This window comes from Streptomyces sp. NPDC001663, assembly GCF_042893105.1.
Taxonomy (GTDB): domain Bacteria; phylum Actinomycetota; class Actinomycetes; order Streptomycetales; family Streptomycetaceae; genus Streptomyces.
This window is the reverse complement of the sequence record NZ_JBIAUR010000001.1, coordinates 421,258-444,274: the sequence shown is the minus strand read 5'-3', so window position 1 is coordinate 444,274 and position 23,017 is coordinate 421,258. Positions and strand designations below refer to the sequence as shown.

23 protein-coding genes are annotated in these 23,017 nt (G+C 70.1%); 19 read left to right on the top strand and 4 right to left on the bottom strand.

Annotated elements, in window-relative coordinates; translation table 11 throughout:
* Positions 1–29: 29 nt before the first annotated feature.
* Positions 30–992 (bottom strand): 2-hydroxyacid dehydrogenase, encoded by a 963-nt coding sequence (locus tag ACFY1L_RS02135; RefSeq protein WP_388816761.1) that lies wholly within the window; start codon positions 990–992, stop codon positions 30–32.
* Positions 993–1,097: 105 nt separating this feature from the next.
* A complete protein-coding gene (nac, locus tag ACFY1L_RS02130; protein WP_388816758.1) occupies positions 1,098–2,039 on the bottom strand; it encodes a nitrogen assimilation transcriptional regulator NAC in 942 nt (313 codons plus the stop codon).
* 289 nt (positions 2,040–2,328) lie between these two features.
* Between nac and ACFY1L_RS02125 the strand changes: the two genes are divergently transcribed.
* The 7 genes from ACFY1L_RS02125 (at position 2,329) to ACFY1L_RS02095 (ending at position 8,897) form a co-directional block, all read left to right on the top strand.
* Positions 2,329–3,111: a LamB/YcsF family protein gene (locus ACFY1L_RS02125; protein WP_388816755.1), complete on the top strand. Its 783-nt coding sequence runs from the start codon at positions 2,329–2,331 to the stop codon at positions 3,109–3,111.
* Positions 3,104–3,826, top strand: a complete 723-nt coding sequence (locus ACFY1L_RS02120; protein ID WP_388816752.1) for an allophanate hydrolase subunit 1 — start codon at positions 3,104–3,106, stop codon at positions 3,824–3,826. Before ACFY1L_RS02125 ends, ACFY1L_RS02120 begins: the two co-directional genes overlap by 8 nt.
* On the top strand, positions 3,819–4,805 hold the full coding sequence (locus ACFY1L_RS02115; protein WP_388816749.1) for a biotin-dependent carboxyltransferase family protein: 987 nt from the start codon (positions 3,819–3,821) through the stop codon (positions 4,803–4,805). Before ACFY1L_RS02120 ends, ACFY1L_RS02115 begins: the two co-directional genes overlap by 8 nt.
* A gap of 74 nt (positions 4,806–4,879) precedes the next feature.
* On the top strand, positions 4,880–6,199 hold the full coding sequence (locus tag ACFY1L_RS02110) for an MFS transporter (RefSeq protein WP_388816746.1): 1,320 nt from the start codon (positions 4,880–4,882) through the stop codon (positions 6,197–6,199).
* A gap of 55 nt (positions 6,200–6,254) precedes the next feature.
* Positions 6,255–6,998, top strand: coding sequence for an SDR family oxidoreductase (locus tag ACFY1L_RS02105; RefSeq protein WP_388816743.1), 744 nt, complete (start codon positions 6,255–6,257; stop codon positions 6,996–6,998).
* On the top strand, positions 6,998–8,197 hold the full coding sequence (locus tag ACFY1L_RS02100) for an aspartate transaminase (protein WP_388816740.1): 1,200 nt from the start codon (positions 6,998–7,000) through the stop codon (positions 8,195–8,197). Before ACFY1L_RS02105 ends, ACFY1L_RS02100 begins: the two co-directional genes overlap by 1 nt.
* 25 nt (positions 8,198–8,222) lie before the next feature.
* Complete coding sequence (locus ACFY1L_RS02095; RefSeq protein ID WP_388816737.1) at positions 8,223–8,897, top strand: 4-carboxy-4-hydroxy-2-oxoadipate aldolase/oxaloacetate decarboxylase; 675 nt, start codon at positions 8,223–8,225, stop codon at positions 8,895–8,897.
* 11 nt (positions 8,898–8,908) lie between these two features.
* Here the strand turns inward: ACFY1L_RS02095 and ACFY1L_RS02090 are convergent, their stop codons facing one another.
* Positions 8,909–9,385: a winged helix-turn-helix transcriptional regulator gene (locus ACFY1L_RS02090; RefSeq protein WP_388816734.1), complete on the bottom strand. Its 477-nt coding sequence runs from the start codon at positions 9,383–9,385 to the stop codon at positions 8,909–8,911.
* Positions 9,386–9,486: 101 nt separating this feature from the next.
* On the opposite strand from ACFY1L_RS02090, the gene ACFY1L_RS02085 reads away from it, so the two are divergent.
* Positions 9,487–9,981 carry a PaaI family thioesterase gene (locus tag ACFY1L_RS02085; RefSeq protein WP_388816731.1) on the top strand — a complete coding sequence of 165 codons (495 nt, stop codon included), beginning with the start codon at positions 9,487–9,489 and terminating at the stop codon, positions 9,979–9,981.
* Between the two features lie 35 nt (positions 9,982–10,016).
* Here ACFY1L_RS02085 and ACFY1L_RS02080 read toward each other — a convergent pair whose 3' ends face one another.
* Complete coding sequence (locus ACFY1L_RS02080) at positions 10,017–10,139, bottom strand: hypothetical protein (protein WP_388816728.1); 123 nt, start codon at positions 10,137–10,139, stop codon at positions 10,017–10,019.
* Between the two features lie 3 nt (positions 10,140–10,142).
* On the opposite strand from ACFY1L_RS02080, the gene ACFY1L_RS02075 reads away from it, so the two are divergent.
* From ACFY1L_RS02075 to ACFY1L_RS02025, 11 genes are all read left to right on the top strand, one after another.
* Entirely contained in the window at positions 10,143–10,526 is a 384-nt protein-coding gene (locus ACFY1L_RS02075) for a hypothetical protein (RefSeq protein WP_388816726.1), read from the top strand.
* 152 nt (positions 10,527–10,678) lie between these two features.
* On the top strand, positions 10,679–11,992 hold the full coding sequence (gene glnT / locus ACFY1L_RS02070) for a type III glutamate--ammonia ligase (protein WP_388816723.1): 1,314 nt from the start codon (positions 10,679–10,681) through the stop codon (positions 11,990–11,992).
* 11 nt (positions 11,993–12,003) lie between these two features.
* Positions 12,004–12,879, top strand: a complete 876-nt coding sequence (locus tag ACFY1L_RS02065) for a glutamine amidotransferase family protein (protein ID WP_388816721.1) — start codon at positions 12,004–12,006, stop codon at positions 12,877–12,879.
* Complete coding sequence (locus tag ACFY1L_RS02060; protein ID WP_388816718.1) at positions 12,867–13,541, top strand: glutamate synthase; 675 nt, start codon at positions 12,867–12,869, stop codon at positions 13,539–13,541. The genes ACFY1L_RS02065 and ACFY1L_RS02060 overlap by 13 nt, the downstream gene beginning before the upstream one ends.
* 24 nt (positions 13,542–13,565) lie before the next feature.
* The gene (locus ACFY1L_RS02055) at positions 13,566–14,885 is read left to right on the top strand and encodes an FMN-binding glutamate synthase family protein (protein WP_388816715.1); all 1,320 of its coding nucleotides are present in this window, start codon (positions 13,566–13,568) and stop codon (positions 14,883–14,885) included.
* On the top strand, positions 14,882–15,967 hold the full coding sequence (locus ACFY1L_RS02050; RefSeq protein ID WP_388816712.1) for an FAD-dependent oxidoreductase: 1,086 nt from the start codon (positions 14,882–14,884) through the stop codon (positions 15,965–15,967). The genes ACFY1L_RS02055 and ACFY1L_RS02050 overlap by 4 nt, the downstream gene beginning before the upstream one ends.
* 9 nt (positions 15,968–15,976) lie before the next feature.
* Positions 15,977–16,591, top strand: coding sequence for a helix-turn-helix domain-containing protein (locus tag ACFY1L_RS02045; protein WP_388816709.1), 615 nt, complete (start codon positions 15,977–15,979; stop codon positions 16,589–16,591).
* 102 nt (positions 16,592–16,693) lie between these two features.
* Positions 16,694–17,992, top strand: a complete 1,299-nt coding sequence (locus tag ACFY1L_RS02040) for an ammonium transporter (RefSeq protein ID WP_388816707.1) — start codon at positions 16,694–16,696, stop codon at positions 17,990–17,992.
* A 92-nt stretch (positions 17,993–18,084) separates the two neighbouring features.
* Entirely contained in the window at positions 18,085–20,835 is a 2,751-nt protein-coding gene (locus ACFY1L_RS02035) for a glucosidase (protein ID WP_388816704.1), read from the top strand.
* The gene (locus tag ACFY1L_RS02030) at positions 20,832–22,283 is read left to right on the top strand and encodes an alpha-amylase (RefSeq protein WP_388816702.1); all 1,452 of its coding nucleotides are present in this window, start codon (positions 20,832–20,834) and stop codon (positions 22,281–22,283) included. Before ACFY1L_RS02035 ends, ACFY1L_RS02030 begins: the two co-directional genes overlap by 4 nt.
* 57 nt (positions 22,284–22,340) lie before the next feature.
* Positions 22,341–23,003, top strand: a complete 663-nt coding sequence (locus tag ACFY1L_RS02025; protein WP_388816699.1) for an NUDIX domain-containing protein — start codon at positions 22,341–22,343, stop codon at positions 23,001–23,003.
* Positions 23,004–23,017 lie beyond the last annotated feature (14 nt).

Genomic DNA, 23,017 nt, shown 5'->3' with positions numbered 1-23,017 from the left:
GTCCGCCTTCAGCAGCCGAGTCGGGGGGATCAGGCGAGGCTCGGCGCACCCGGCGACGCGGCACTGCCCGGCAGCGGGGTCCGCGCCGGCCGGCCGGCGAGCACCTCCAGGATGTTGTCGACCGCGAGGTCCACCATGGCGGCCCGTGTCGCCTCGGTGGCCGAGCCGATGTGAGGGAGCGTCACCACATTGGGCTCGCCGACGAGCGGTGACAGTTCGGTGCCCATCGGTTCGCGCTCGAAGACGTCCAGGCCCGCCGAGTGGATGACGTTGTCGCGCAGTGCCCGCAGCAGCGCGTCCTCGTCGACGACTCCGCCCCGCGAGGTGCTGACCAGGGTGGCGGTCGGCTTCATGGCGGCCAGTTCGGCGGCGCCGATGAGGTGACGGGTCTGCGGGGTGAGCGGGACGTGCAGCGAGACCACGTCGGACTCGGCGAGCAGGGTGGGCAGGTCCACGGAGGTGGAGAGCGCGTCGTCGGGGGCGTACGGGTCGTGGTGCCGCAGCCGCATGCCGAAGCCATGCGCCCGGCGTGCCACCGCCTTGCCGATCTGGCCGTAGCCGACCAGGCCGAGCGTGGCGCCGTGCACGTCCAGGCCCAGGTAGTCGCCCATCCGGAACATGTCCCACTGTCCGGCGGCGAGTGAGTCGCGGGCCGCGCCCAGCCGCCTGCGGGCCATGAGGATCAGGGCGAAGGTCAGATCCGCGGTGGTCTCGGCGAGCACGCCCGGGGTGTGCGTGACGACCACGCCGCGCGCGGCCGCCGCCTCCTGGTCGACCGCGTCGTAGCCCATGCTCGCGAGCGCCACGACCCGCAGCGAAGGGCCCGCCGCATCCAGCAGCGCGGCGTCCACCCGGTCGTTGCCGAGCGCCAGGATCGCGCTCACGCCGCCGGCGAGTGCGGGACCGCGGCTCACGACATCTGCGTGGGAGGCCAGGCGGGCCAGGCCGTTGCCGGGAAGGCTCGCACGAGTGGTGAGCACACGCTGCCTCATCTGTTTCTCCTTGGCTGTCCGAGCTGCCTGAATTCCAACGGTGGAGATTCGCGGAAAACGCTAGCCAGCGAACAGCAGGGCAACAAATAGAGGTTTTGCGTGACGCTATCGGGAATTCTTATCCCGCGAGTCGGACCCCGCTTCGGACTCGTTGAATTCCGTGATCAGTTCATGGAACAGGTCGTGCACCGCGAGGGCCGGCTCCGACAGCGGCTGGCTGTCGGACGTACACAGCGACAGCTTGACCGGGATGGCCGGGTCGACGATCCGGCGCACCACCAGATTCCGTACGTCGAGGAGGGCGCGCGCCGCCGACCAGGGCAGGACCGCGGCCCCGAGGTCCGCGCCGACGGCGCTGACCAGGGTGAGCACCGACTCGATCTCGCCGACCACCCGTGGCTGCAATGAGGCCTGCTGGAAGGCGCCCTCGACGACCTGCCGGATGGTGTGGATACGGCTCGGCAGCAGCAGGCCCACATCGGCCAGGGCTTCGAGGGGGACGTCGCCCTCCCCGGGCGGCGCGGCCCCGCCCGGCGCGGCGATCAGGAACAGGTCCTCCGTGCGCAGCGGTTCGAACTGCACCCCGCGCAGCGGTCCGGCGCCGTAGATGAACGCCATGTCCATACGGCCCGTCATGATCGCCTCGCTGATGACGCCGCCGAAGTTCTCGTTGATGTGCAGCACGATGTCGGGGTAGCGCTCCCGCACGCTCGTCAGCAGCGGCAGGGCGAGGGCCGCGCCCATGCTGTACGGGGCCAGGCCCACGGAGACGTTGCCGGCCGGCGCGCGGCCCGAGACGTCGACCGCCGCGTGGGCGAGCTCGACCTGGCGCAGGATGAGCTGCGCGTGCCGGTACAGCGCGCGGCCCGCCTCGGTCGGGGCGACCCCGCGCTTGCTGCGGATCAGCAGCTGCTGCTTGAACTGGGCCTCCAGCGCCGAGAGCTGCTGACTGAGCGCGGGCTGCGCGATGTGCAGGATGTCGGCCGCGCGCGTGATGCTCCCGGCATCCACGATCTTCACGAACGAGTAGAGACGCCTGGTGTCCATGCGCGGCCTTCCAGCGTGGGCGGGGCCTCATCGTAGGTGCCTGACCGACGGGGCGAGCCCCGGCGGGTGTGGCTCCGGTCATAGCCAGCGGTGATTACGTCACGCAGAATGCATATTTGCCGCCACGCCCCGTTGGTATTACGTTCACCGAAACGCAGATTTTCGGCCGCCCGTCGGGGAGGCCCTCGAACATTACGCCGGGATACCCCCGCACATTGCGTATGAATTTCCGACGGCCTCGCAGACGAGGTTCTCGTCCTTTTCGGCAGGAACTCATGTGGAGGAACTCGTGACCCACACGGTCGATCTCGTGGCCGACCTCGGCGAGGGATTCGGCGCCTACACCATGGGCGATGACGAGGCGCTCCTCAACGTACTGACCTCGGCCAACGTCGCGTGCGGATTCCACGCGGGCGACCCGCGGATCATGGACGCCACCGTCCGCCACTGCGTACGGCGAGGCGTCGCCGTCGGCGCGCACCCCAGCTTTCCCGATCTCGTCGGGTTCGGCCGCCGCGCGATGGACCTGACGCCGGACGAGGTCCGCACCGACGTGCTCTACCAGGTCGGCGCGCTGCAGGCGTTCGCCGCCGCGCACGGCACCCGCGTACGGCATGTGGCCCCGCACGGCCGGCTCGGCAACCTTGTCGCGGTCCGCCCGGACTACGCGGCCGCGGTGACCGACGCCGTCGCCTCCCTCGACCCCTCGCTGATCGTGCTGGCCCAGGACGGCGAACTCGCCGACGCGGCACGCGCGCGTGGCCTGCGTGTCGGCATCGTCGGGATAGCCGACCGGGCCTACCGCGACGACGGCACGCTGGTGCCGAGGAGCGAGCCCGGTGCCGTCATCCACGACGAGGCGGAGATCGCCGAGCGCACCGTCCGGATGGTCACCGAAGGCGTCATCCGCAGTGTCGGCGGCCGTGACCTCCCCGTCCGCTGCGACACCGTGCTCCTGCACGGCGACACCCCGGGCTCCGTCGCCCTCGCCCACCGCATCCGGGACGAACTACTCGCCGCCAACATCAAGATCACGGCACTCACCGACGTACTGGACGGCCGCGATGACTGAACCGGACGGCGGCGTCGTGATCGTCGACTGCGGTGACTCGGCCGTCGTGGCCCGGGCCGTGAGCGGCGACGCGCAGCGCGACTGGCGGCTCGTGCACGCCCTCGCCGACGCCTTCGACGCCGTACGGCCGGACGGGGTGCACGGGATCGTGCCCACGTACGACGCGCTGCTCGTCGAGTTCGACTGCGCGGACACCGACCACGAGACGGTACGGCGAGTGCTGCGGCGCGAGGCCGACCGGCTCGGCGAGCGGCCCGAACGGGCCGTTGCGGCAAGGCGGTTCGTGGTTCCCGTGGTCTACGGGGGAGACCACGGGCCCGATCTGCCCGTCGTGGCCCAGCAGTTGGGGCTCACCGAGCAGGAGGTCGTGGAGCTGCACTCCGGTGCCGACCTGACCGTCCGCTGCCTCGGCGCACCGGCCGGCGCCCCGATGATGGACGGCCCGGCGTTCCCGAAACCCGTTCCCCGCCTGGCCTCACCACGGACGCACGTCCTGCCCGGTTCGGTCGCGGTGGCCGGCCGGCAGGCGGTCATCTGCCCGATGCCCTCGCCCGGCGGCTGGCCGCTGCTGGGGCGTACCCCGCTGACCGTACTCGACCTCGACGCCGATCCGCTCACCCCCTACCGGCCCGGCGACACCTTCCGCTTCCGGCCGATCACCCCCGACGAGTGGGACGACCACGCCGGACTGCCCCTGGCGGCGACCCATGGCTGACACCCTCACCGTCCACCGGGCCGGACTCGCCACGGTCCAGGACCTCGGGCGGTTCGGACGCTCGCGCTACGGCCTTCCCGTCAACGGCGCGCTCGACCAGCACTCCGCCCGCGTGGCCAACGTGCTGTGCGGCAACGACGAGAGCGCACCGCTGATCGAGATCACCGCGCTGGACTTCGGCTGCACCCCCTCGACCGACGTGCTCGTCGCCGTGACCGGAGCACCCGCCGACCTGACCGTCGACGGTGTCGCGCGCTCCCAGTGGGAGCCCGTATCCGTACGCCGCGGCCAGACGATCCGCATCACCGGCATCCGGCTCGGCATCCGCGTCTACCTGGCCGTGCTCGGCTCCGTCAACGCGCCCATTCTGCAAGGCAGTTGCGCACCGGACACCATCCTCGGCTTCGGCCGCACCCTGCGCGACGGCGACGAAGTCGGCCTGCACACACCCTGCCCGCCCCTCGACCACCCGCACTTCCGCATCCCGCTGTTCCGCCTCAAGGCACCGGTCCCGCGCTTCCACGCCACGTGGACCATCGACGTCACGGACGGCCCCGACCGCGCCGAGTTCGGCGACACCGCCGAACGGCTCTTCCGGTCGCCGTACACCGTGAGCCCGCAGAGCAACCACATCGGGCTGCGCCTCGGCGGCGACGTCCCGCGCCGGGTCGCCACCGGCGAGGTGCTCTCGCGCGGCGTCCCCGTCGGGGCCGTGGAAGTCCCCACCGGAGACGAACTGCTGGTCCTGCACCGCGGCCGCGGTGTCACCGCCGGCTACCCGGTCCTCGCGGTCGTCACCGCGACCGGCCTGTCCGCACTGGGACAGGCGAGGCCCGGCCAGTCCCTCCGCTTCCGGCGCCGCACCATCGCCGAGGCGGTCACCGCCCACCGGGCCGAGCGCCACGCCGTCGACGCCCTCAAGACACGCGTACGCACGGTCTTCCAGGCCCTGCGCATCCCCGTCCCCCCAAGCCCCTGACCGGGCCCGAGAACCGACACCCGCACCGAGCCGTGAGCACCACCTCCCCGTCCCACCTCCAGACAGGAGACGCCATGAGTACCGTGGCCGCCGCTCAGCCGGTACCCAACACAGTCGACCCGAGAACGGCGAGGAAAGTCACCCTCGCCGGCTGCGTCGGCATCTTCGCCGAGCTCTACGACAACGGCATCTTCGGCTTCATGGCCGGCACGCTCGCCGCGGTCTTCTTCCCCGGCTCGGACAACGCGACCGCCGTCCAGTTCGTCTTCATCGGCTACGCCGTCTCGTTCTTCTTCCGCCCGCTCGGCGGCATCATCTGCGGCCACCTCGGCGACCGCATCGGCCGGCAGCGCATGCTCGTCTTCGTCATCATGCTGATCAGCGTCGCGACCGCGGCCATCGGCCTCCTGCCCTCGCACGCGAGCATCGGCGTCGCGGCACCGGTCCTGCTGATCCTCCTGCGCGTCGCGCAGGGCTTCTCGGTCGGCGGCGAGGCCTCCGGCGCGATGAGCTTCCTCGCCGAGCACGCCCCCGAAGGCAAGCGCGGCCTCTACACCAGCTACGCCCAGATCGCCTCGTTCCTCTCCCTGCTGACCGGCACGCTGATCGCCGCCGCCATGACCAGCGGCCTCGGTGCGGACAGCATGGAGGCCTGGGGCTGGCGCATCCCGTTCCTCCTCGCCATCCCGCTCGGCATCACCGGCATCTACATCCGCAAGCGGATCAGCGACACCCCCAACTTCACCCGTCTGCAAGAAGGCGGCGGCCTCTCGAAGAACCCCCTCAAGGAAGCCTTCTCCTCCGCCGAGCACCGCCGCGCGATGCTGCTCGCCCTGTTCATCCCGCTCATGAACGGCTCCGGCTACTACGTCCTGTTCAGCTACATGCCGACCTTCATGAACACCGAACTGCACTTCAGCAAGGTGCAGGGCCTCCTCGTCACCGCGACCAGCCTCGTGGCCATCTCGATCGCGATCCCGTACATGGGCCGTCTGTCCGACCGGATCGGCCGCAAGAAGGTTCTCGCGGGCGCCGCAATCGCCATGGCCGCAGCGGGAGTTCCCTGTTACCTGCTCATAGGCACCGGCAGCGTCCCGCTCGCCATCCTCGGCGCCTGCATCATGGCGGTCATCTTCGCCGGGCACACCGGCGTCATCCACATCCTGCTCGTCGAGCTGTTCCCCACCCGCGTTCGCTACTCCGCCTACGGCCTCGGCTACAACGTCTCGGCCGCCCTCTTCGGCGGCACGGCACCCCTGCTGATGACGTACCTGATCGACAAGACCGGCAACACCAACGTGCCCGCCTTCTACGCCGTCGTCACCGCCCTCGGCACGCTGCTCGCCGTGTCCCGGGTGCAGGACAGGGCCCATCTGCCGCTGCGCGACGCATAACCACCCCGACCCGGGCGCGCAACCACCCCCCAAACCCACTAGGAGACACACCCCCATGCCCTTTTCCGACTACAGGACTGCCCTGGTCACCGGTGCCTCCACCGGAATCGGAGCGGTGGTCGTCGAACGGCTCGCCAAACAAGGGCTCCAGGTCCACGCCATCGCCCGTAACGCCGAGCGGCTCGACGACCTCGCCCGGCGTACGGGCTGCACCCCCCACGCAGTCGACATCACCGACACCGCGGCCCTGACCGAGACCCTGCGCGGCCTCGAGATCGACGTCCTCGTCAACAACGCCGGCGTCTCCCGCACCGGAAACATCCTCACCGCCGACGAGTTCGCCGTCGACGAGCAGATCGCCGTCAACATCCAGGCCGTGCTGCATCTCGTACGTCTGCTCATGCCGGGGATGGTCGAGCGCGACCGCGGCCACATCGTCAACATCAGCTCGATCGCGGGGGTCTACAACTTCGGCGGCAACACGATCTACCACGCCACGAAGGCCGCCGTGCACACCCTCTCCCGTCAGCTCCGCGTCGACGGATACGGCCGGCGCATCCGGGTCACCGAGATCTGCCCGGGCCGGGTGGAGACGGAGATCTTCGGCCGCCTCCTCGGCGACATGCAAGAGGCACAGCGCCAGTTCTACGACGGCTACGAGTCCCTCAAGCCCGAGGACATCGCCGACGCCATCGAGTTCGCGGTCGGCTCCCCGCGTCACGTGAACATCGGCCACGTGGAGATCCTGCCGACCTTCCAGGTGCCCGGAGGCCTCAACTTCGAGAGGCGGAACGACTGATGACGGCCGCTCAGCGCGTACGGCGCATCAAGCCCTCGCCGAGCACCGCGGCCGCCCAACGTGTCCGCGAACTCAAGGCACAGGGGCTCCGGATCCTTGATCTCACCGTGGGCGAGCCCGACTTCGACACCCCGGACCATGTGAAGGCAGCCGCGATCGAGGCGATCCGGCAGGGCGACACGAAGTACACGCCGGTCAACGGCACATCCCAACTCCGTTCCGCCATACGGCAGAAGCTCAAGGAACGGCACGGACTGGACTACCCGGCCGACCGGATCGCGGTCGGCGGGGGAGCGAAGCAGGTCATCTTCCTCGCCCTGATGGCCACCCTGGACACGGGCGACGAGGTGATCGTCCCGGCGCCGTACTGGGTGTCGTACCCGGACATGGTCCTCGCCAACGACGGCACCCCGGTCGTCGTCGACTGCCCGGAGACGGACGGCTTCAAGCTCACCCCCCGGCGCCTCGAACCGGCGATCACCGACCGCACCCGCTGGCTGATCCTCAACGCCCCGAGCAACCCCACCGGCGCCGCCTACACCACCACCGAACTCAAGGCGCTGGCCGAGGTGTTGCTCGCCCACCCGCACGTCCAGGTCCTCACGGACGAGATCTACGACGAGATCTGGTTCGAGTCCGGCGAGGTCCCGAGCCTCGCCGCCGTCGAACCCCGCCTGACCGACCGGGTGTTCCTCACCAATGGCGTCTCCAAGTCGTACGCCATGACGGGCTGGCGCATCGGCTACGGCGCCGGACCCGCCGAACTGGTCTCTGCCATCAACGCCCTGCAGTCGCAGATCTCCTCCTGCCCGTCCTCGATCAGCCAGGCCGCGGCCGCCGCCGCACTGACCGGAGACCAGACCTTCGTACGCGAATGCGTGGCCGTCTACCGCGGGCGGCGCGACCTGACGGTGAAGCTCGTCGACGACATCCCCGGCCTGTCCTGCACACCGCCCAGCGGCGGCTTCTACGCCTTCGTCAACTGCACCGGCGTACAAGGAAAACGGACACCGGCGGGCGAGGAGATCCGCTCCGACGAGGACTTCGCACGGTACCTGCTGGAGTCGCAGCAGGTGGCGGTCATCCACGGTGCGGCCTACGGCTCGCCGGGCTACTTCCGCATCTCCTTCGCCACCTCGACCGACGTCCTGACCGAAGCCTGCGAGCGCATCGCACGCGCCTGTGCCGACCTGTCCTGACGCCTGCCTGTCCTCAAGGAGCGAAATGATCCGCGTCAACACCAAGTTCGACCGCCCGGACCCGGCCCTGGTCGAGCAGCTGGGCAAGTACTCCGCCGCCACCATCCACGAGGCACAGGGCCGCCTCGGCGCCCTCGACTCGACGATCAAACCGGTCGACCCGGCGATGTCCCTGTGCGGCCCGGCGTTCACCGTACGCTGCGCACCCCGCGACAACATCATGCTGCAGGTCGCCATCGCCCACGCACAGCCCGGAGACGTCATCGTCGTCTCCGCCGGCGAGTACGCGGAAGCCGGTTCCTTCGGCGACGTCCTCGCCAACGCCTGTGTGGCCAAGGGACTCGGCGGTCTCGTCACCGACACCGGCGTCCGCGACACCCGGGAGCTGCGCGAACTCGGCTTCCCCGTCTTCTCGTTCAGCGTCTGCATGAAGGGCACCGTCAAGGAGACCGTCGGGCCGATGGCCGAACCGGTGCTGATCGGCGGCGAGATCGTCAACCCGGGCGACGTGGTCCGCGCGGACGCCGACGGTGTGGTGGTGGTGCGGCGCGACGACCTGGCCGACGTCATCCGCAGTTCGCAGGAGCGCGTCGAGGCCGAGGACGCCTACATCGCCGCCTACCGCTCCGGGAAGAGCGTGATCGAGGTCAGCAACCTCGCGGCCGTACTCGAGGCCAAGGGGCTCGTCATCGAGGGGTGAGCCGCAAGGGGTCACTCGGTCGGCGAGCCGACCCGGGCCGCGGGACCCGGCCGTACCGTGACCTCGTACGGCGAAAGGGCGTCGTGTTCCTCGGAGCACTCGACCACGACCCGCACCGGAGCGTCGCAGTCGCGGTGCCGGATTTCGATGACCGGGCCCTCGGGATCCGCCACGTACGTCTCGCCCCACTGCCGCAGCGCCACGAGCACGGGCCACAGATCGCGGCCCTTGGGGGTCAGGCGGTACTCGTGCCGGGTCCGGCTGCCGCGCTCCTGGTAGGGGACGGTCGACAGGATCCCGGCCGTGACCAGCTTGCGCAGCCGGTCGGAGAGGACCGCCTCGGAGAGCCCCACATGGCGGCGGAAGTCGTCGAAGCGGCGTACCCCGTTGAAGGCGTCGCGCAGGAGCAGCAGCGTCCACTTCTCGCCGACGACGTCGAGGGTGCGCTGGACCGTGCAGTTCTCGGTGCTCATCTCGAGCCACTTCATGCCGCCATGGTAGGGCACCTGGCTTTGACATTGACAGTCAGCGAGACGGAGAGCTAGCTTCGAGAAACAGAGTCAGAAGGTCAGGGAGGAATCGCGGCCGCATGGAACGCTCTCGTACGTACGACTGGAACGACCCCGCGATCTCGGCGGCCGCCGTCGGGCAGGGCTCCGGCCTGCACTTTCTCCGCGAGATCCTGGCCGGACGCCTGCCCGCGCCGCCGATCGCCGCCACGCTGGGCATGGACCTCGAAGAGGTGGACCACGGACACGCGGTGTTCTCGCTCGTGCCGGGCGAGGAGCACTACAACCCCATCGGCAGCGTCCACGGCGGCGTCTACGCCACCATGCTCGACTCGGCCGCCGGCTGCGCCGTCCAGTCCACCCTGCCGCAGGGCATGGCCTACACGACGCTCGACCTGACGGTGAAGCTCCTGCGCCCGATCACGTCCGACACGGGCAAGGTCCGCGCCGTCGGCCGGGTGATCAGCGGCGGCCGGCGCACCGCACTCGCCGAGGCACAGCTCCTCGACCCGGCCGACCGCCTTCTCGCCCACGCCACCAGCAGCTGCATGCTGTTCCCGGCGCCGGCGGCCTGACGCTCGACTCTGGGCTCGCACAGGTCTGTTGAAGCTCAGTCCTGTTGCTGCTGCCGGTCGTCCATGCCTGCCATGAGCGCCTGGTGGCTGCGGCGCACGTGCTCGCGCATCACGCGCTCCGCGCCGTCGCTGTCCTTGGCGAGGATCAGGTCGAGCACGCGGTGGTGCTCGTGGTGTTCCTCAACCTGACCGCGTACTTCATCGCCCCCTTCGCGGCTGTGCTGCTGCTCGACTTCTACCTCGGCGGACGCTCCGACCCGTCCCGCATCGCCGAGCTCTACGACCGCCGCCGGGTGCTGGACTGGGGATTCGTCGCCTGGGCCGGAGGCGTCGCCGCCTCGGTGCCGTTCTGGCAGTCGAGCTTCTACACCGGGCCCTTCTCGAAGGCCTTCCCGGGCGCGGGCGACCTGAGCATGTTCGTAGCGGCGGGCGCCGGGGTGGTGCTGTATCTGCTGACCTACCGGCTCAAGCCGCTGTGGGTGCGGGGCCCCTCCGGGGATTCTGGCGAGCTGACGTCCGGCAAGCCGTCCGCCATCGTCTCCTGACGGTTCGTCAGGGCCGGGTTCTGCCTCTTCGGGGCGGTGCCCGGCCCTTCGGCTTACCGGGACCTTCCATGGCGGAAATTCCCCCGTAACGCCAAGAGTGTCTACTCATAGGCAACGATGATTCATGACAGTAGACACCCAAGGAGGGGCCCATGGTGACCGCCCCCGATCTCGCGGAGCTCGTCCGCGCCGACGGCATCGAGTTCGTGCTCGCCGTCTTCGTCGACCTGACCGGCAAGCCGTGCGCCAAGCTCGTCCCGGCCCAGGCCGTCGAGGAACTTCGCGACGAGGGCGTCGGGTTCGCCGGGTACGCGGCCGGAGCACTCGGGCAGCAGCCCAGTGACCCGGACGTCATCGCCCGGCCGGACGCCCGCTCGTACACGCCCGTCCCGTTCATCAAGCCCGGCCTCGCCCTCGTTCACTGCGACCCGTACGTGGAGGGCGAACCCTGGCCGTACGCCCCGCGCGTCATCCTCCGCAGCCTGCTGGAGCGGGCCGCGGCGCAGGGCCTGTCGATGTCCGTCGGCGCCGAGGTCGAGTACTTCCTCGTCCACCGGGACGAGCACGGTGTCCTCAGTGTCGCCGACGCCAAGGACACGGCGGCCCAACCCTGTTACGACGCACGCGGGTTGACCCGTATGTACGACCACCTCACCGCGGTCTCCAGTGCCATGAACTCCCTCGGCTGGGGCAACTACGCCAATGACCACGAGGACGGCAACGGCCAGTTCGAGCAGAACTTCAAGCACGCGGACGCCCTCACCACCGCCGACCGGGTCATCACCATGCGGTACCTGGTGTCGGTGCTGGCCGAACAGCGGGGGATGACGGCCACGTTCATGCCGAAGCCGTTCACCGACCGCACCGGCACGGGCATGCATCTGCACATGTCGCTGTGGCGGGGCGAGGACCCGACGTTCCCCGCCGCCACCGACGAGCGCGGACTCGGCCTGTCCCCGCTCGCCTACTCCTTCGTCGCCGGGATCGTCGAGCACGCGCGGGCGCTGCAGGCGGTCATCGCGCCGACGGTCAACTCGTACAAGCGCACCGGCGCGGTCTCCACCCGCTCGGGCGCCACCTGGTCGCCGCGCATTGCGAGTTACGGCGGCAACGACCGCACCCACTTCGTCCGCGTCCCCGACGGCAACCGCATCGAACTGCGCGGCGGGGACGGTGCCGCGAACCCGTACCTCGCCGCTGCCGCCGCCCTCGCCGCCGGTCTCGACGGCATCGAGCGCGGCCTCGACCCGGGCGAACCGGGTGCGGCCGGCAAGGGACCGGAACTCCCGCCGACCCTGCTGCACGCCGTCGAGGCGCTCCAGGCGGACGAGGTGATCAGCGGTGCGCTCGACGCGGCCGGTCCTGGCGTGAGCCGGTACTTCGCCGATCTCAAGCGCGAGGAGTTCTTCGACTGGCATGCCACGGTCGGCCCGTGGGAGCTGGACCGCTATCTGACCGCGTTCTGAAGGGACTTGAGATGTGCGGAATCGTGGGGCTCCATCTGCGCGAGCCCTCACTCGAACCACGGCTCGGCGAGCTGCTGAGCGCGATGCTCGGCCAGGTCGTCGAGCGCGGTCCGGACTCGGCGGGTGTCGCTGTCTACGGTGACCCGCACCTGTCCCCGGCGGAACGCGCCGTCGTCTCGCTGCTCGGGGTCACACCGGCGGAGGCGGAGGCCGCGCTGCCGGGAGCGGTGGCCGTCGAGGCCGACGCCACGACAGTCGTGCACGCGGATCTTTCGGTCGCCGACCTGCTCGCAGCCGTCGCGGAAGTCCTGCCGCACGCCACCGTCATCGGCTCCGGCACCGACATGGCCGTACTCAAGGGCATCGGGAATCCTGTCGAGTTGGCGGACGCCTTCGGGCTGTCCAGGGTGACCGGCTGGCAGGGCGTGGGCCACACCCGCATGGCCACCGAGTCCGCGGTGACCCCCGAAGGCGCCCACCCCTTCTCCGTCGGCCCCGGGCAGTGCCTCGTGCACAACGGCTCCTTCGCCAATCACGCCACCATCCGCCGCGAACTGCGCGCCCGGGGCGTCGGGTTCGACAGCGAGAACGACTCCGAGGTCGGCGCCCGCTTCGTCGCCCACCAGCTGGAGCAGGGCGCCGACCTGGAGAAGGCGCTGCGGCTGCTGTGCGAGCGGTTCGACGGCTTCTACACGTTGCTGGTGTCCACCGGCGACTCCTTCGCGGTCGTCCGCGACGCCATCGCCTGCAAGCCGGCCCTCGTCGCCGAGACCGACGCGTGGGTGGCGATGGCCTCCGAGTACCGGGCGTTGGACGTCCTGCCGGGCATCGAGAACGCCCGCATCTTCGAACCCGAGCCGGAAGAGGTGTATGTATGGCGACGCTGATCGACCTGGCCGAGACCTCGGTGAGGGAGTTCAACCAGGCCCTGCACGGCGCGCCTTCGGCGACTTGGCGGGTGCTGAACCCGCGCGGTGCGCATGCCGTGGCCTGCGGCATCCGGGAGGATCTCGCCGTCGACATCGAGGGGCACGTCGGCTACTACTGCGCCGGCATGAATCAGCGCGCCACGGTCACCGTGCACGGCAACGCGGGTACGGGGGTCGCCGAGAACATGATGTCCGGGACGGTGCGGGTGCGTGGGAACGCGTCCCAGTCCGCCGGGGCGACCGCCCACGGGGGGCTGCTGGTGATCGACGGAGATGCGGCCGCCCGGTGCGGGATCTCCATGAAGGGCGTGGACATCGTCGTCGGCGGCGACGTCGGCCACATGAGCGCGTTCATGGGACAGGCCGGACGGCTGGTCGTCTGCGGCGACGCGGGCGACGCGCTCGGGGACTCGTTGTACGAGGCGCGGATCTACGTCCGCGGCACGGTGAAGTCGCTCGGTGCGGACTGCGTCGAGAAGGAGATGCGCCCCGAACACCTCGCGGAACTCGCCGAGTTGCTCAAGGCGGCCGAACGGGACGAGGACCCGAGCGATTTCCGCCGGTACGGCTCCGCCCGCGAGCTGTACCACTTCAAGGTCGACAACACGGCGTCGTACTAGTCGTTCCAAGGGAGTTCGAAGATCATGGAACCCGCATCCCACGGCCTGCGCGAGTCGGCCACCTTTGATCGCGCCACCATCCACGCCATCCAGCGCGCCGCCGAGACCGGTATCTACGACATCCGCGGCTGGGGCGCCAAGCGCAAGCTGCCGCACTTCGATGATCTGTTGCTGCTCGGCGCCTCCATGTCCCGCTATCCGCTGGAGGGTTACCGCGAGCGCTGCGACACGGACGTCGTCCTCGGCACCCGGCACGCCAAGCACCCCCTGCGGCTGGCCACTCCCGTCACCATCGCCGGCATGAGCTTCGGCGCGTTGTCCGCCCAGGCCAAGGAGGCCCTCGGCCGGGGCGCCAGCGAGGTCGGCACCTCCACCACCACCGGCGACGGAGGCATGACCCCCGAGGAACGCGGCCACTCCAAGCACCTCGTCTACCAGTACCTGCCGTCCCGCTACGGCATGAACCCCGACGACCTGCGCGCCGCCGACGCCATCGAGGTGGTCCTCGGGCAGGGCGCCAAGCCCGGCGGCGGAGGCATGCTGCTCGGGCAGAAGATCACCGAACGGGTCGCCGGCATGCGGACCTTGCCCGTCGGCATCGACCAGCGCAGCGCCTGCCGTCACCCCGACTGGACCGGCCCGGACGACCTCGCCATCAAGATCCTTGAACTGCGCGAGATCACCGACTGGGAGAAGCCGATCTATGTGAAGGTCGGTGCCACGCGTACGTACTACGACGTGAAGCTCGCCGTCCACGCGGGCGCCGACGTCGTGGTCGTCGACGGCATGCAGGGCGGCACGGCCGCCACCCAGGACGTCTTCATCGAGCACGTCGGCATCCCGACCCTGGCCGCCCTGCCCCAAGCCGTAAAGGCACTGCAGGAGTTGGGCGTCCACCGCGAGGTCCAGCTGATCGTCTCCGGTGGTATCCGGGGCGGCGCCGACATGGCCAAGGCCCTCGCGCTCGGCGCGGACGCGGTCGCCATCGGCACGGCCGCGCTGATCGCGCTCGGCGACAACCATCCGAAGTACGACGCCGAGTACCGCCGACTGGGCTCCGCGGCCGGCTACTTCGACGACTACCAGGACGGCCGCGACCCGGCCGGCATCTCCACCCAGGACGAGGAGCTGTCCGCCCGCCTCGACCCGCAGGAGGCCGGTCGCCGGCTCGCGAACTACCTGCGGGTGATGACCATGGAGGCCCAGACCCTGGCCCGCGCCTGCGGCAAGGCCCACCTCCTGCACCTGGAGCCCGAGGACCTGGTGGCCCTTACGATCGAGGCCGCCGCCATGGCCCGCGTCCCGCTCGCGGGCACGAACTGGATCCCCGGGGAGGGTCTGTGATCGCCGTCGTAGGTGCCGGTCTGATGGGCGCGGCCACCGCCTGGCAACTCGCCCGCCGCGGCCACGAGGTCACGCTGATCGAGGCGTACGACATCGGGCACAGGCACGGCAGTTCGCACGGCAGCTCGCGGATCTTCCGGCGGGCGTACGCCAAGGACCTCTACGTGGAGTTGACCGGGCAGGCCCATGAGCAGTGGCGCGAGCTGGAGCACGACAGCTCGACCCCCTTGCTGCGCACGACCGGTGGCCTCGACTTCGGGGCGGGGCGCGACCCGGAGGGGCTGGCCGGAGTGCTGGGCAAGGCCGGAGTGCCGTACGAACGTCTGGGCGCCGAGGCCGCGGCGGAGCGCTGGCCGTACATCCGCTTCGACGGTCCGGTCCTCTACCACCCGGACGCCGGCGTGATCGATGCCGACGAGACGGTCGCGGCGTGTGTGCGCAGGGCCGTCGAGTACGGGGCGGACGCGTGGATCGGTGTCCGGGTCACGGGCTTCGACGTCGGGGAGAAGGTACGGCTGCGCACCGACGACGGCCGTGAACTCACCGCCGACACGGCGGTGATCGCCGCCGGAGCCTGGCTGCCCGAGCTCGAACTGCCCTTCCATCTGCCGGAGTTGAAGGTGACCCAGCAGCAGGTCTTCCACTTCCGGCAGCGGGAGCCGTCCGTCCGGTGGCCGACGCTGGTCTTCAAGGACGAGACGATGCAGACCTACGGCCTGCCGTCCGGCAGCGACGGCGGTCCGCTGCCCGCCGTCAAGGTCGCCGAGCACGATCGCGGCACCCCCACCACGGCCAGTACGCGCACCGGCGTCGTCGACCCGTCGTCGCGCACCCGCGTGAGCGGCTTCGTCCGCGACCGGCTCCCGGGCCTGGACCCCGCCCCGGTCGCGGAGGCGACCTGCCTCTACACCACCACCGATGACGACGACTTCGTCCTCGACCGGCACGGCCCCCTCGTCATCGTCTCCCCCTGCTCCGGCCAGGGCGCCAAGTTCACCCCGCTCATCGGCGCGATGGCGGCCGACCTCGCCACCGGCCGAGCCGAGGCCCACCCCCGCTTCCGCCTGGACCGCTCGGCATAGGATGCGCCGGTGACCGAGCACCCCGAACCCGCAGCGGAAGCCGAGGACAAGGCCCTGGAGCGCATCATCGCGGTCCGGGCCCGTGAGTACCGCCAGGCGGCCGGGCTCTCGGTCGGCGAGATGGCGCAGCGGGTCGGCATCTCCAAGGCCATGCTGTCGAAGATCGAGAACGCCCAGACCGCGTGCAGCCTCACCACCCTCTCCCGGCTGGCGCGCGGTCTCGACGTCCCGGTCACCGCCCTTTTCCGCGGCATGGACGACGAACGCGAGGCGGTCTTCGTACCCGCCGGCCACGGCGCCCGGATCGTCCGGCGGGGCACCAAGGTCGGCCACGAGTACGCCCAGCTCGGCTCGCTCCGGGGCGCCCACAAGCGGATGGACGCCCTGCTGGTCACCCTGACCGAGCAGAGCGAGGTCTTCCCGCTCTTCCAGCACGCCGGCACCGAGATCATCTACATGCTCGAAGGCGTCATGATCTACGGCCACGGCAAGTCCAGCTACACCCTGCGCCCCGGCGACGCCCTCCAGTTCGACGGCGAGGCCCCGCACGGCCCGGAGACCCTGCTCGAACTCCCCATCCGCTTCCTCACCGTGACGGCCTTCGGGGACAGCCCGCAGCACTGAAACCCGGGCTTAATCAGCCACGGAGCTGTCCTGTAACGCACCTTCGGTCTACTGCGGTGAAACACCGTTTCCCTGGGTTGGACCTCTCTTCGGAGTGTGCGCATGGACACCGGAAGTACCGCTTGGATGCTCGCGAGCACGGCACTCGTCTGTCTGATGGTGCCGGGCCTCGCGCTCTTCTACGGCGGCATGGTCGCCGCCAAGAGCGTCCTGAACATGATCATGATGACCTTCGGCTCCGTGGCCCTGGTCGGCTGCATCTGGGTCGTCTACGGCTTCTCGGCCTCCTTCGGCGACTCGATCGGCGGCGCAGGAATCCTCGGTGACATCACCGAGTACTTCGGGATGAGCGGCGTCATGAAGGACGACCCGAAGGCCGTCATCCCGCTCTCGATCTTCGCCGCCTTCCAAGCCCTCTTCGCGGCGCTGACCGCCGCCCTGATCTGCGGCGCCATCTCCGACCGCATCAAGTTCGGCGCCTGGATGGCCTTCACCGGCATCTGGGTGACACTGGTCTATCTGCCGGTCGCCCACTGGGTGTTCGCCTTCGACGGCAAGGGCGTGGCCGGCGGCTGGATCGTGAACAAGCTCGGCGCGATCGACTTCGCGGGCGGCACGGCCGTCCACATCAACTCCGGCGCGGCGGCCCTGGCGGTCATCCTCGTCCTCGGCAAGCGCCTCGGCTGGAAGAAGGAGGGCGGCGCGGAACGCCCGCACAACCTCCCCCTCGTGATGCTCGGCGCGGGCCTGCTCTGGTTCGGCTGGTTCGGCTTCAACGGCGGCTCCGCACTCACCTCGTCCAACGCCGCCTCCGTCGTCGTACTGAACACCTTCACCGCGACCTGCTCCGCGATGCTCGGCTGGCTCGTCGTGGAGAAGCTGCGCGACGGTCACGCCACCAGCCTCGGCGCCGCCTCCGGCGCGATCGCCGGCCTGGTCGCCATCACCCCGTCCTGCGGCGCCGTCTCCCCGCTCGGCGCACTCCTGCTGGGCGCCATCGGCGGCGCGGTGTGCGCCCTGGCGGTCGGCCTCAAGTACCGGCTCGGCTACGACGACTCCCTCGACGTCGTCGGCATCCACCTGGTGGGCGGCATCACCGGCACGCTGCTCGTGGGTGTGCTGGCCACGTCCGAGGCCCCCAACGGCGTCGACGGTCTGCTCTACGGCGGCGGACTCGGCCTCCTCGGCAAGCAGGCGGTGGGCGCCTTCGCCGTCCTGGCGTACTCCTTCGCCGTCACCTGGGTCATCGCCAAGGCCCTCGACAAGACCATGGGCCTGCGGGTCCGCCCCGAGGTCGAGGAGGGCGGCGTCGACGTCCACCTGCACGCCGAGAGCGCCTACGACCTCGCGCATCCGCCGGTCGCCGAGCCGGAGCCGGCCGCGGTGGCCACTGCCGGATAGGGAAGTAACCCCTCCGCCGCCCACCCATTGCAGGCCCGTCCGGGACGTCCGAGTCTGGGGGTGATGCCCGGTTGGTGAGGAGGCGGCGGACCATGGTGGCTGACAGCGGCACGACGGGCGCCGAACGGCAGCGGCTCCAGGAGGCCGACGCCGGCCGAGAGGCTTGGCGGCGCTGGGGCCCCTACCTCAGCGAGCGTCAGTGGGGGACCGTCCGGGAGGACTACAGCCCCGACGGCGAGGCCTGGTCGTACTTCACGCACGACCAGGCACGCTCCCGCGCCTACCGCTGGGGCGAGGACGGCATCGCCGGCGTCAGCGACGACAAGCAGCGGCTGTGCTTCGCGCTCGCCCTGTGGAACGGCCGCGACCCGATCCTCAAGGAGCGGATGTTCGGCCTGACCAACAGCGAGGGCAATCACGGCGAGGACGTCAAGGAGTACTACTTCCACCTCGACAACACGCCCACCCACTCGTACATGAAGTACCTCTACAAGTACCCGCAGGGCGAGTTCCCCTACGCCGACCTCGTCGCCACCAACAAGGCCCGCGGCCGCCGCGACTACGAGTACGAGCTGCTCGACACCGGCGTCTTCGACGAGGACCGCTACTTCGACGTCTTCGTCGAGTACGCCAAGTCGGGACCGGAAGACCTGCTGATCGAGATCACCGCACACAACCGCGGCCCCGACGAGGCCGCCCTGCACCTCCTGCCGACCCTCTGGTTCCGGCACACCTGGTCCTGGGCCGGCGGCGCCGCCGTCCCGAGCCTCCACAGGACACCGAACGCCATCCGCGCCGACCACGAGGAGCTGGGCCCGCGGTGGCTGTACTGGGACACCGACGCCCCTGCCCTGTTCACCGAGAACGAGACCAACAACGAGCGCATCTTCGGCAGTCCGAACAGCACGCCGTACGTCAAGGACGGCATCGACCGCCGCGTCGTGCACGGCGACACCGGCGCCGTCAATCCGGCGCAGACCGGCACCAAGGCAGCCGTCCATCACATGATCACGATCCCTGCGGGCGAGAGTGCGACCGTGCGCCTACGGCTAACCGACACCGAACTCATCGACCCCTGGGCGGAGTTCGCGGCCGTCATGGACATGCGCCGGACCGAGGCCGACGCCTTCTACGAGGACGTCGTCCCGGACGGCATGGGCGAGGACGAGCGCCGACTGGTGCGCCAGGCGCTCGCCGGGATGCTGTGGAGCAAGCAGTACTACTACCTCGACGTCGAGCGCTGGCTCGCGGAACACGGCGTCGACCCGCTCTCCGCCGACCCGAAGGTCCGCAACAGCGCCTGGTATCACATGGTCAACGACGAGATCATGTCGATGCCGGACACCTGGGAGTACCCCTGGTTCGCGGCCTGGGACCTCGCCTTCCACACCCTCGCCCTGTCCATGGTCGACATCGGCTTCGCCAAAGGCCAGTTGGAACTGCTGCTGCGCCGCCTCTACCTGCACCCCAACGGCCAGATCCCCGCGTACGAATGGAACTTCGGCGACGTCAACCCGCCCGTGCACGCCTGGGCGGTCCTCTTCGTCTACGAACTCGAGAAGCACCGCACCGGCCGGGCCGACCGTGCCTTCCTCGAGAACGCCTTCCAGAAGCTGAGCAAGAACTTCACCTGGTGGCTCAACCGCAAGGACGCCGACGGCAACAACGTCTTCCAGGGCGGCTTCCTCGGCCTCGACAACATCGGCGTCTTCGACCGCAGCGCCCCGCTGCCCACCGGCGGCCAGCTCGACCAGGCCGACGGCACCGCATGGATGGCGCTGTACTGCCAGAACCTCTTCGACATCGCCATCGAACTCGCCGTCGACAACCCGGTCTACGTCGAGCAGGCGCAGATGCTCTTCGAGCACTTCGCCTGGATCGCCGTCGCCATGAACCGTATCGGCAAGGACAACGCCAGCCTGTGGGACGAGGAGGACGGCTTCTTCTACGACGTCCTGCGGCTGCCCGACGGCAGCGCCACCCCGTTGAAGGTGCGGTCCCTGGTCGGCTTGATACCGCTGGCGGCGACCAGCGTGATCGGCGGCCGGGCCGACCAGCGGTTCCCCGAACTGGTCCAGGGAGCACAGGAGTTCATCAGGCGGCACCCCGCCGTCGAGGCCGTCGTCCAGCAGCACGACCTGGGCGAGGCCGACAGGAACGGCCGCTACCTCTTCGCCCTGTTCGGCGAGGACCGGCTGCGCCGCATCCTGGCCCGCATGCTCGACGAGGAGGAGTTCCTGGGCCCGCACGGCATCCGGTCCCTCTCCCGGTACCACGCCGAGCACCCGTACCACTTCGACGTCAACGGGCAGACGTACGGCGTCGGTTACCTGCCCGCGGAGTCCGACTCGGCCATGTTCGGCGGCAACTCCAACTGGCGCGGCCCGGTGTGGTTCCCGATGAACCTCCTGCTCATCCGTGCCCTGCTGAACCTGCACGGCTACCACGGCCCCGACTTCACCGTGGAGTGCCCGACCGGCTCCGGACGGCGGATGAACCTGTACGAGGTCGCCCGCGAGATCTCCGACCGGCTCACCGCCACCTTCCTGACCGGCGAGGACGGCCACCGTCCGGTGCACGGCGCACAGCCCAAGTTCGCCAAGGACCCGCACTGGAAGGACCTGATCCTCTTCTACGAGTACTTCCACGGCGACAACGGCGCGGGCCTCGGCGCCTCCCACCAGACCGGCTGGACCGGACTGGTGGCCGCCACCGCGACCCTGTTCCACGCCATCAGCGCCGACGACTGGCACCGCGGTGGCCGCGAGTCCCTGCGGCCGGTGGAAGAGCGGTCGGTGGACGAACGGTTCGAGGGCGCGAGTGCGCAGGAGCCCCTGTCATGACCGTCATCCACGAGATCAACACCCTTGTCTGGCTCGGCGAGTTGAGCGGACGGTTCGGGCGCCGCGTCACCCTGGGCGACGTGCCCGGCGAGGTCTGGGACGAGGTCGCCCGGCCCGGCATCGACACCGTCTGGCTGATGGGCGTCTGGGAGCGCAGCCCGGCCGGCCTGGCGATCGCCCTGCGCGACGAGCCCCTGCGTGCCTCGTTCCGCGACGCCCTGCCCGACCTCACCGAGGCGGACATCGCCGGATCCCCGTACTGCGTACGCGACTACGTGGTCGACGCGAGCCTCGGCGGACCGGACGGCCTGGCCGAGGCGCGCGCCCAACTGGCCTCCCGAGGCGTCCGGTTGATCCTCGACTACGTCCCCAACCACGTGGCCCCCGACCACCCCTGGCTGACGGAACACCCCGGGCGCCTGATCCAGGGCACGCGCGACGAGCTGGCCCGGTCGCCCGAGGGCTTCCTCGACGTCGGCGGACGGATCTACGCCAACGGCCGAGACCCCTTCTTCGCGCCCTGGCACGACGTGGTCCAACTGAACGCCTTCGACGGCGACTTGCGCACCGCGACAGTCGACACCCTCGTCTCCATCGGCGACCAGGCGGACGGCGTGCGCTGCGACATGGCGATGCTGCTGATGAACGACGTCTTCGCCAAGACCTGGGGCGACCGGGCCGGACCCGCGCCCGCCGAGGACTTCTGGCCGTACGTGATCCCGCGTGTCCGCGCCCGCCACCCCGACCTCCTCTTCGTCGCGGAGGCGTACTGGGACCTCGAATGGGCCCTTCAGCAACAGGGCTTCGACCACTGCTACGACAAGCGGCTCTACGACCGTCTCGTCCATGAGGGCGCCGAGTCGACCCGCGCCCACCTCCAGGCCGACCTCACCTACCAGCGCGGCCTGGTCCGCTTCCTGGAGAACCACGACGAACCCCGTGCCGCCGCCACCTTCCCGGACACCGCCCGGCACCGCGCGGCCGCCGTGACCGTCGCCACGCTCCCCGGAGCCATTCTCTGGCACGAGGGCCAGTTCGAGGGCCGCAAGGTCCGCCTCCCGGTGTTCCTCTCCCGCAGGCCGCAGGAACCCGTCGACGAACAACTCCGCGCGTTCTACGCGCAGTTGCTCCCGGCGGCGGCCGCCGTGCGCGACGGAGACTGGCACCTGCTGACCACCACCGGCTGGCCGGACAACGACACCCACCGCACTCTGCTCGCGTGGAGCTGGACCGGCACCGACAGCCGCCACGTGGTGATCGTCAACTACTCCGACGCCCCTGCCCAGGGACAGGTACCCCTGCCCTGGCCCGACCTCGCCGGACGCCCCTGCCGGCTGTCCGACCTGCTCTCGAACCAGACGTACGACCGCGACGGCGGCGCCCTGCTCGCCCCGGGCCTGTTCGTCGACCTTCCCGCCTGGCACGCCCATGTGCTCACCGTGACCTGAACGGCGGCCGTGATAGACAGCGAACATGACCCACTCACGCACGGCCGGCGGACTGCGATGACCGCCGGCATCGACACCCCGGACCGCCGCGGCCGCACCGGCCTGGATCGCACCGGCCTCGACCTGACCGGCAACCCCCGCGTGAAGGTGCGGGAAGTGAAGCTGCTGTCCAGCCACTGGTACGTCGAGCGCGCCACCACCTTCGACTACCGGCACACGGACGGAAGCTGGAGCACCGAGCAGCGCGAGACACACGACCGCGGTAACGGCGCCACCATGCTGCTCTATGACACCGAACGCGAAACCGTCCTGCTCACACGGCAGTTCCGCTTCCCGGTCTATGTGAACGGCCACCCCGACGGCATGCTGATCGAGACTCCCGGCGGACTCCTCGACGACGATGACGAGCACCCCGAACTCGCCGTCCGCCGCGAGGTGGTCGAGGAGACCGGCCACACCATCGGCGACGTCCAGCATGTCTTCGACGTCTACATGAGCCCCGGCTCGGTCACCGAACGCGTCAGCTTCTACGCCGCCGCCTACGGCCCCTCGACCCGCACCCACGAGGGCGGCGGCCTGGACGACGAGGGCGAGGACATCGAGATCGTCGAACTGCCCTTCCGCCGGGCCCTGGAGATGATCCGCACCGGCGAGATCAACGACGCCAAGACCATCATGCTGCTGCAGTGGGCGGCGCTGGAGGGGCCGTTCGGCAAGTAGGGTGCGCGGTCCCT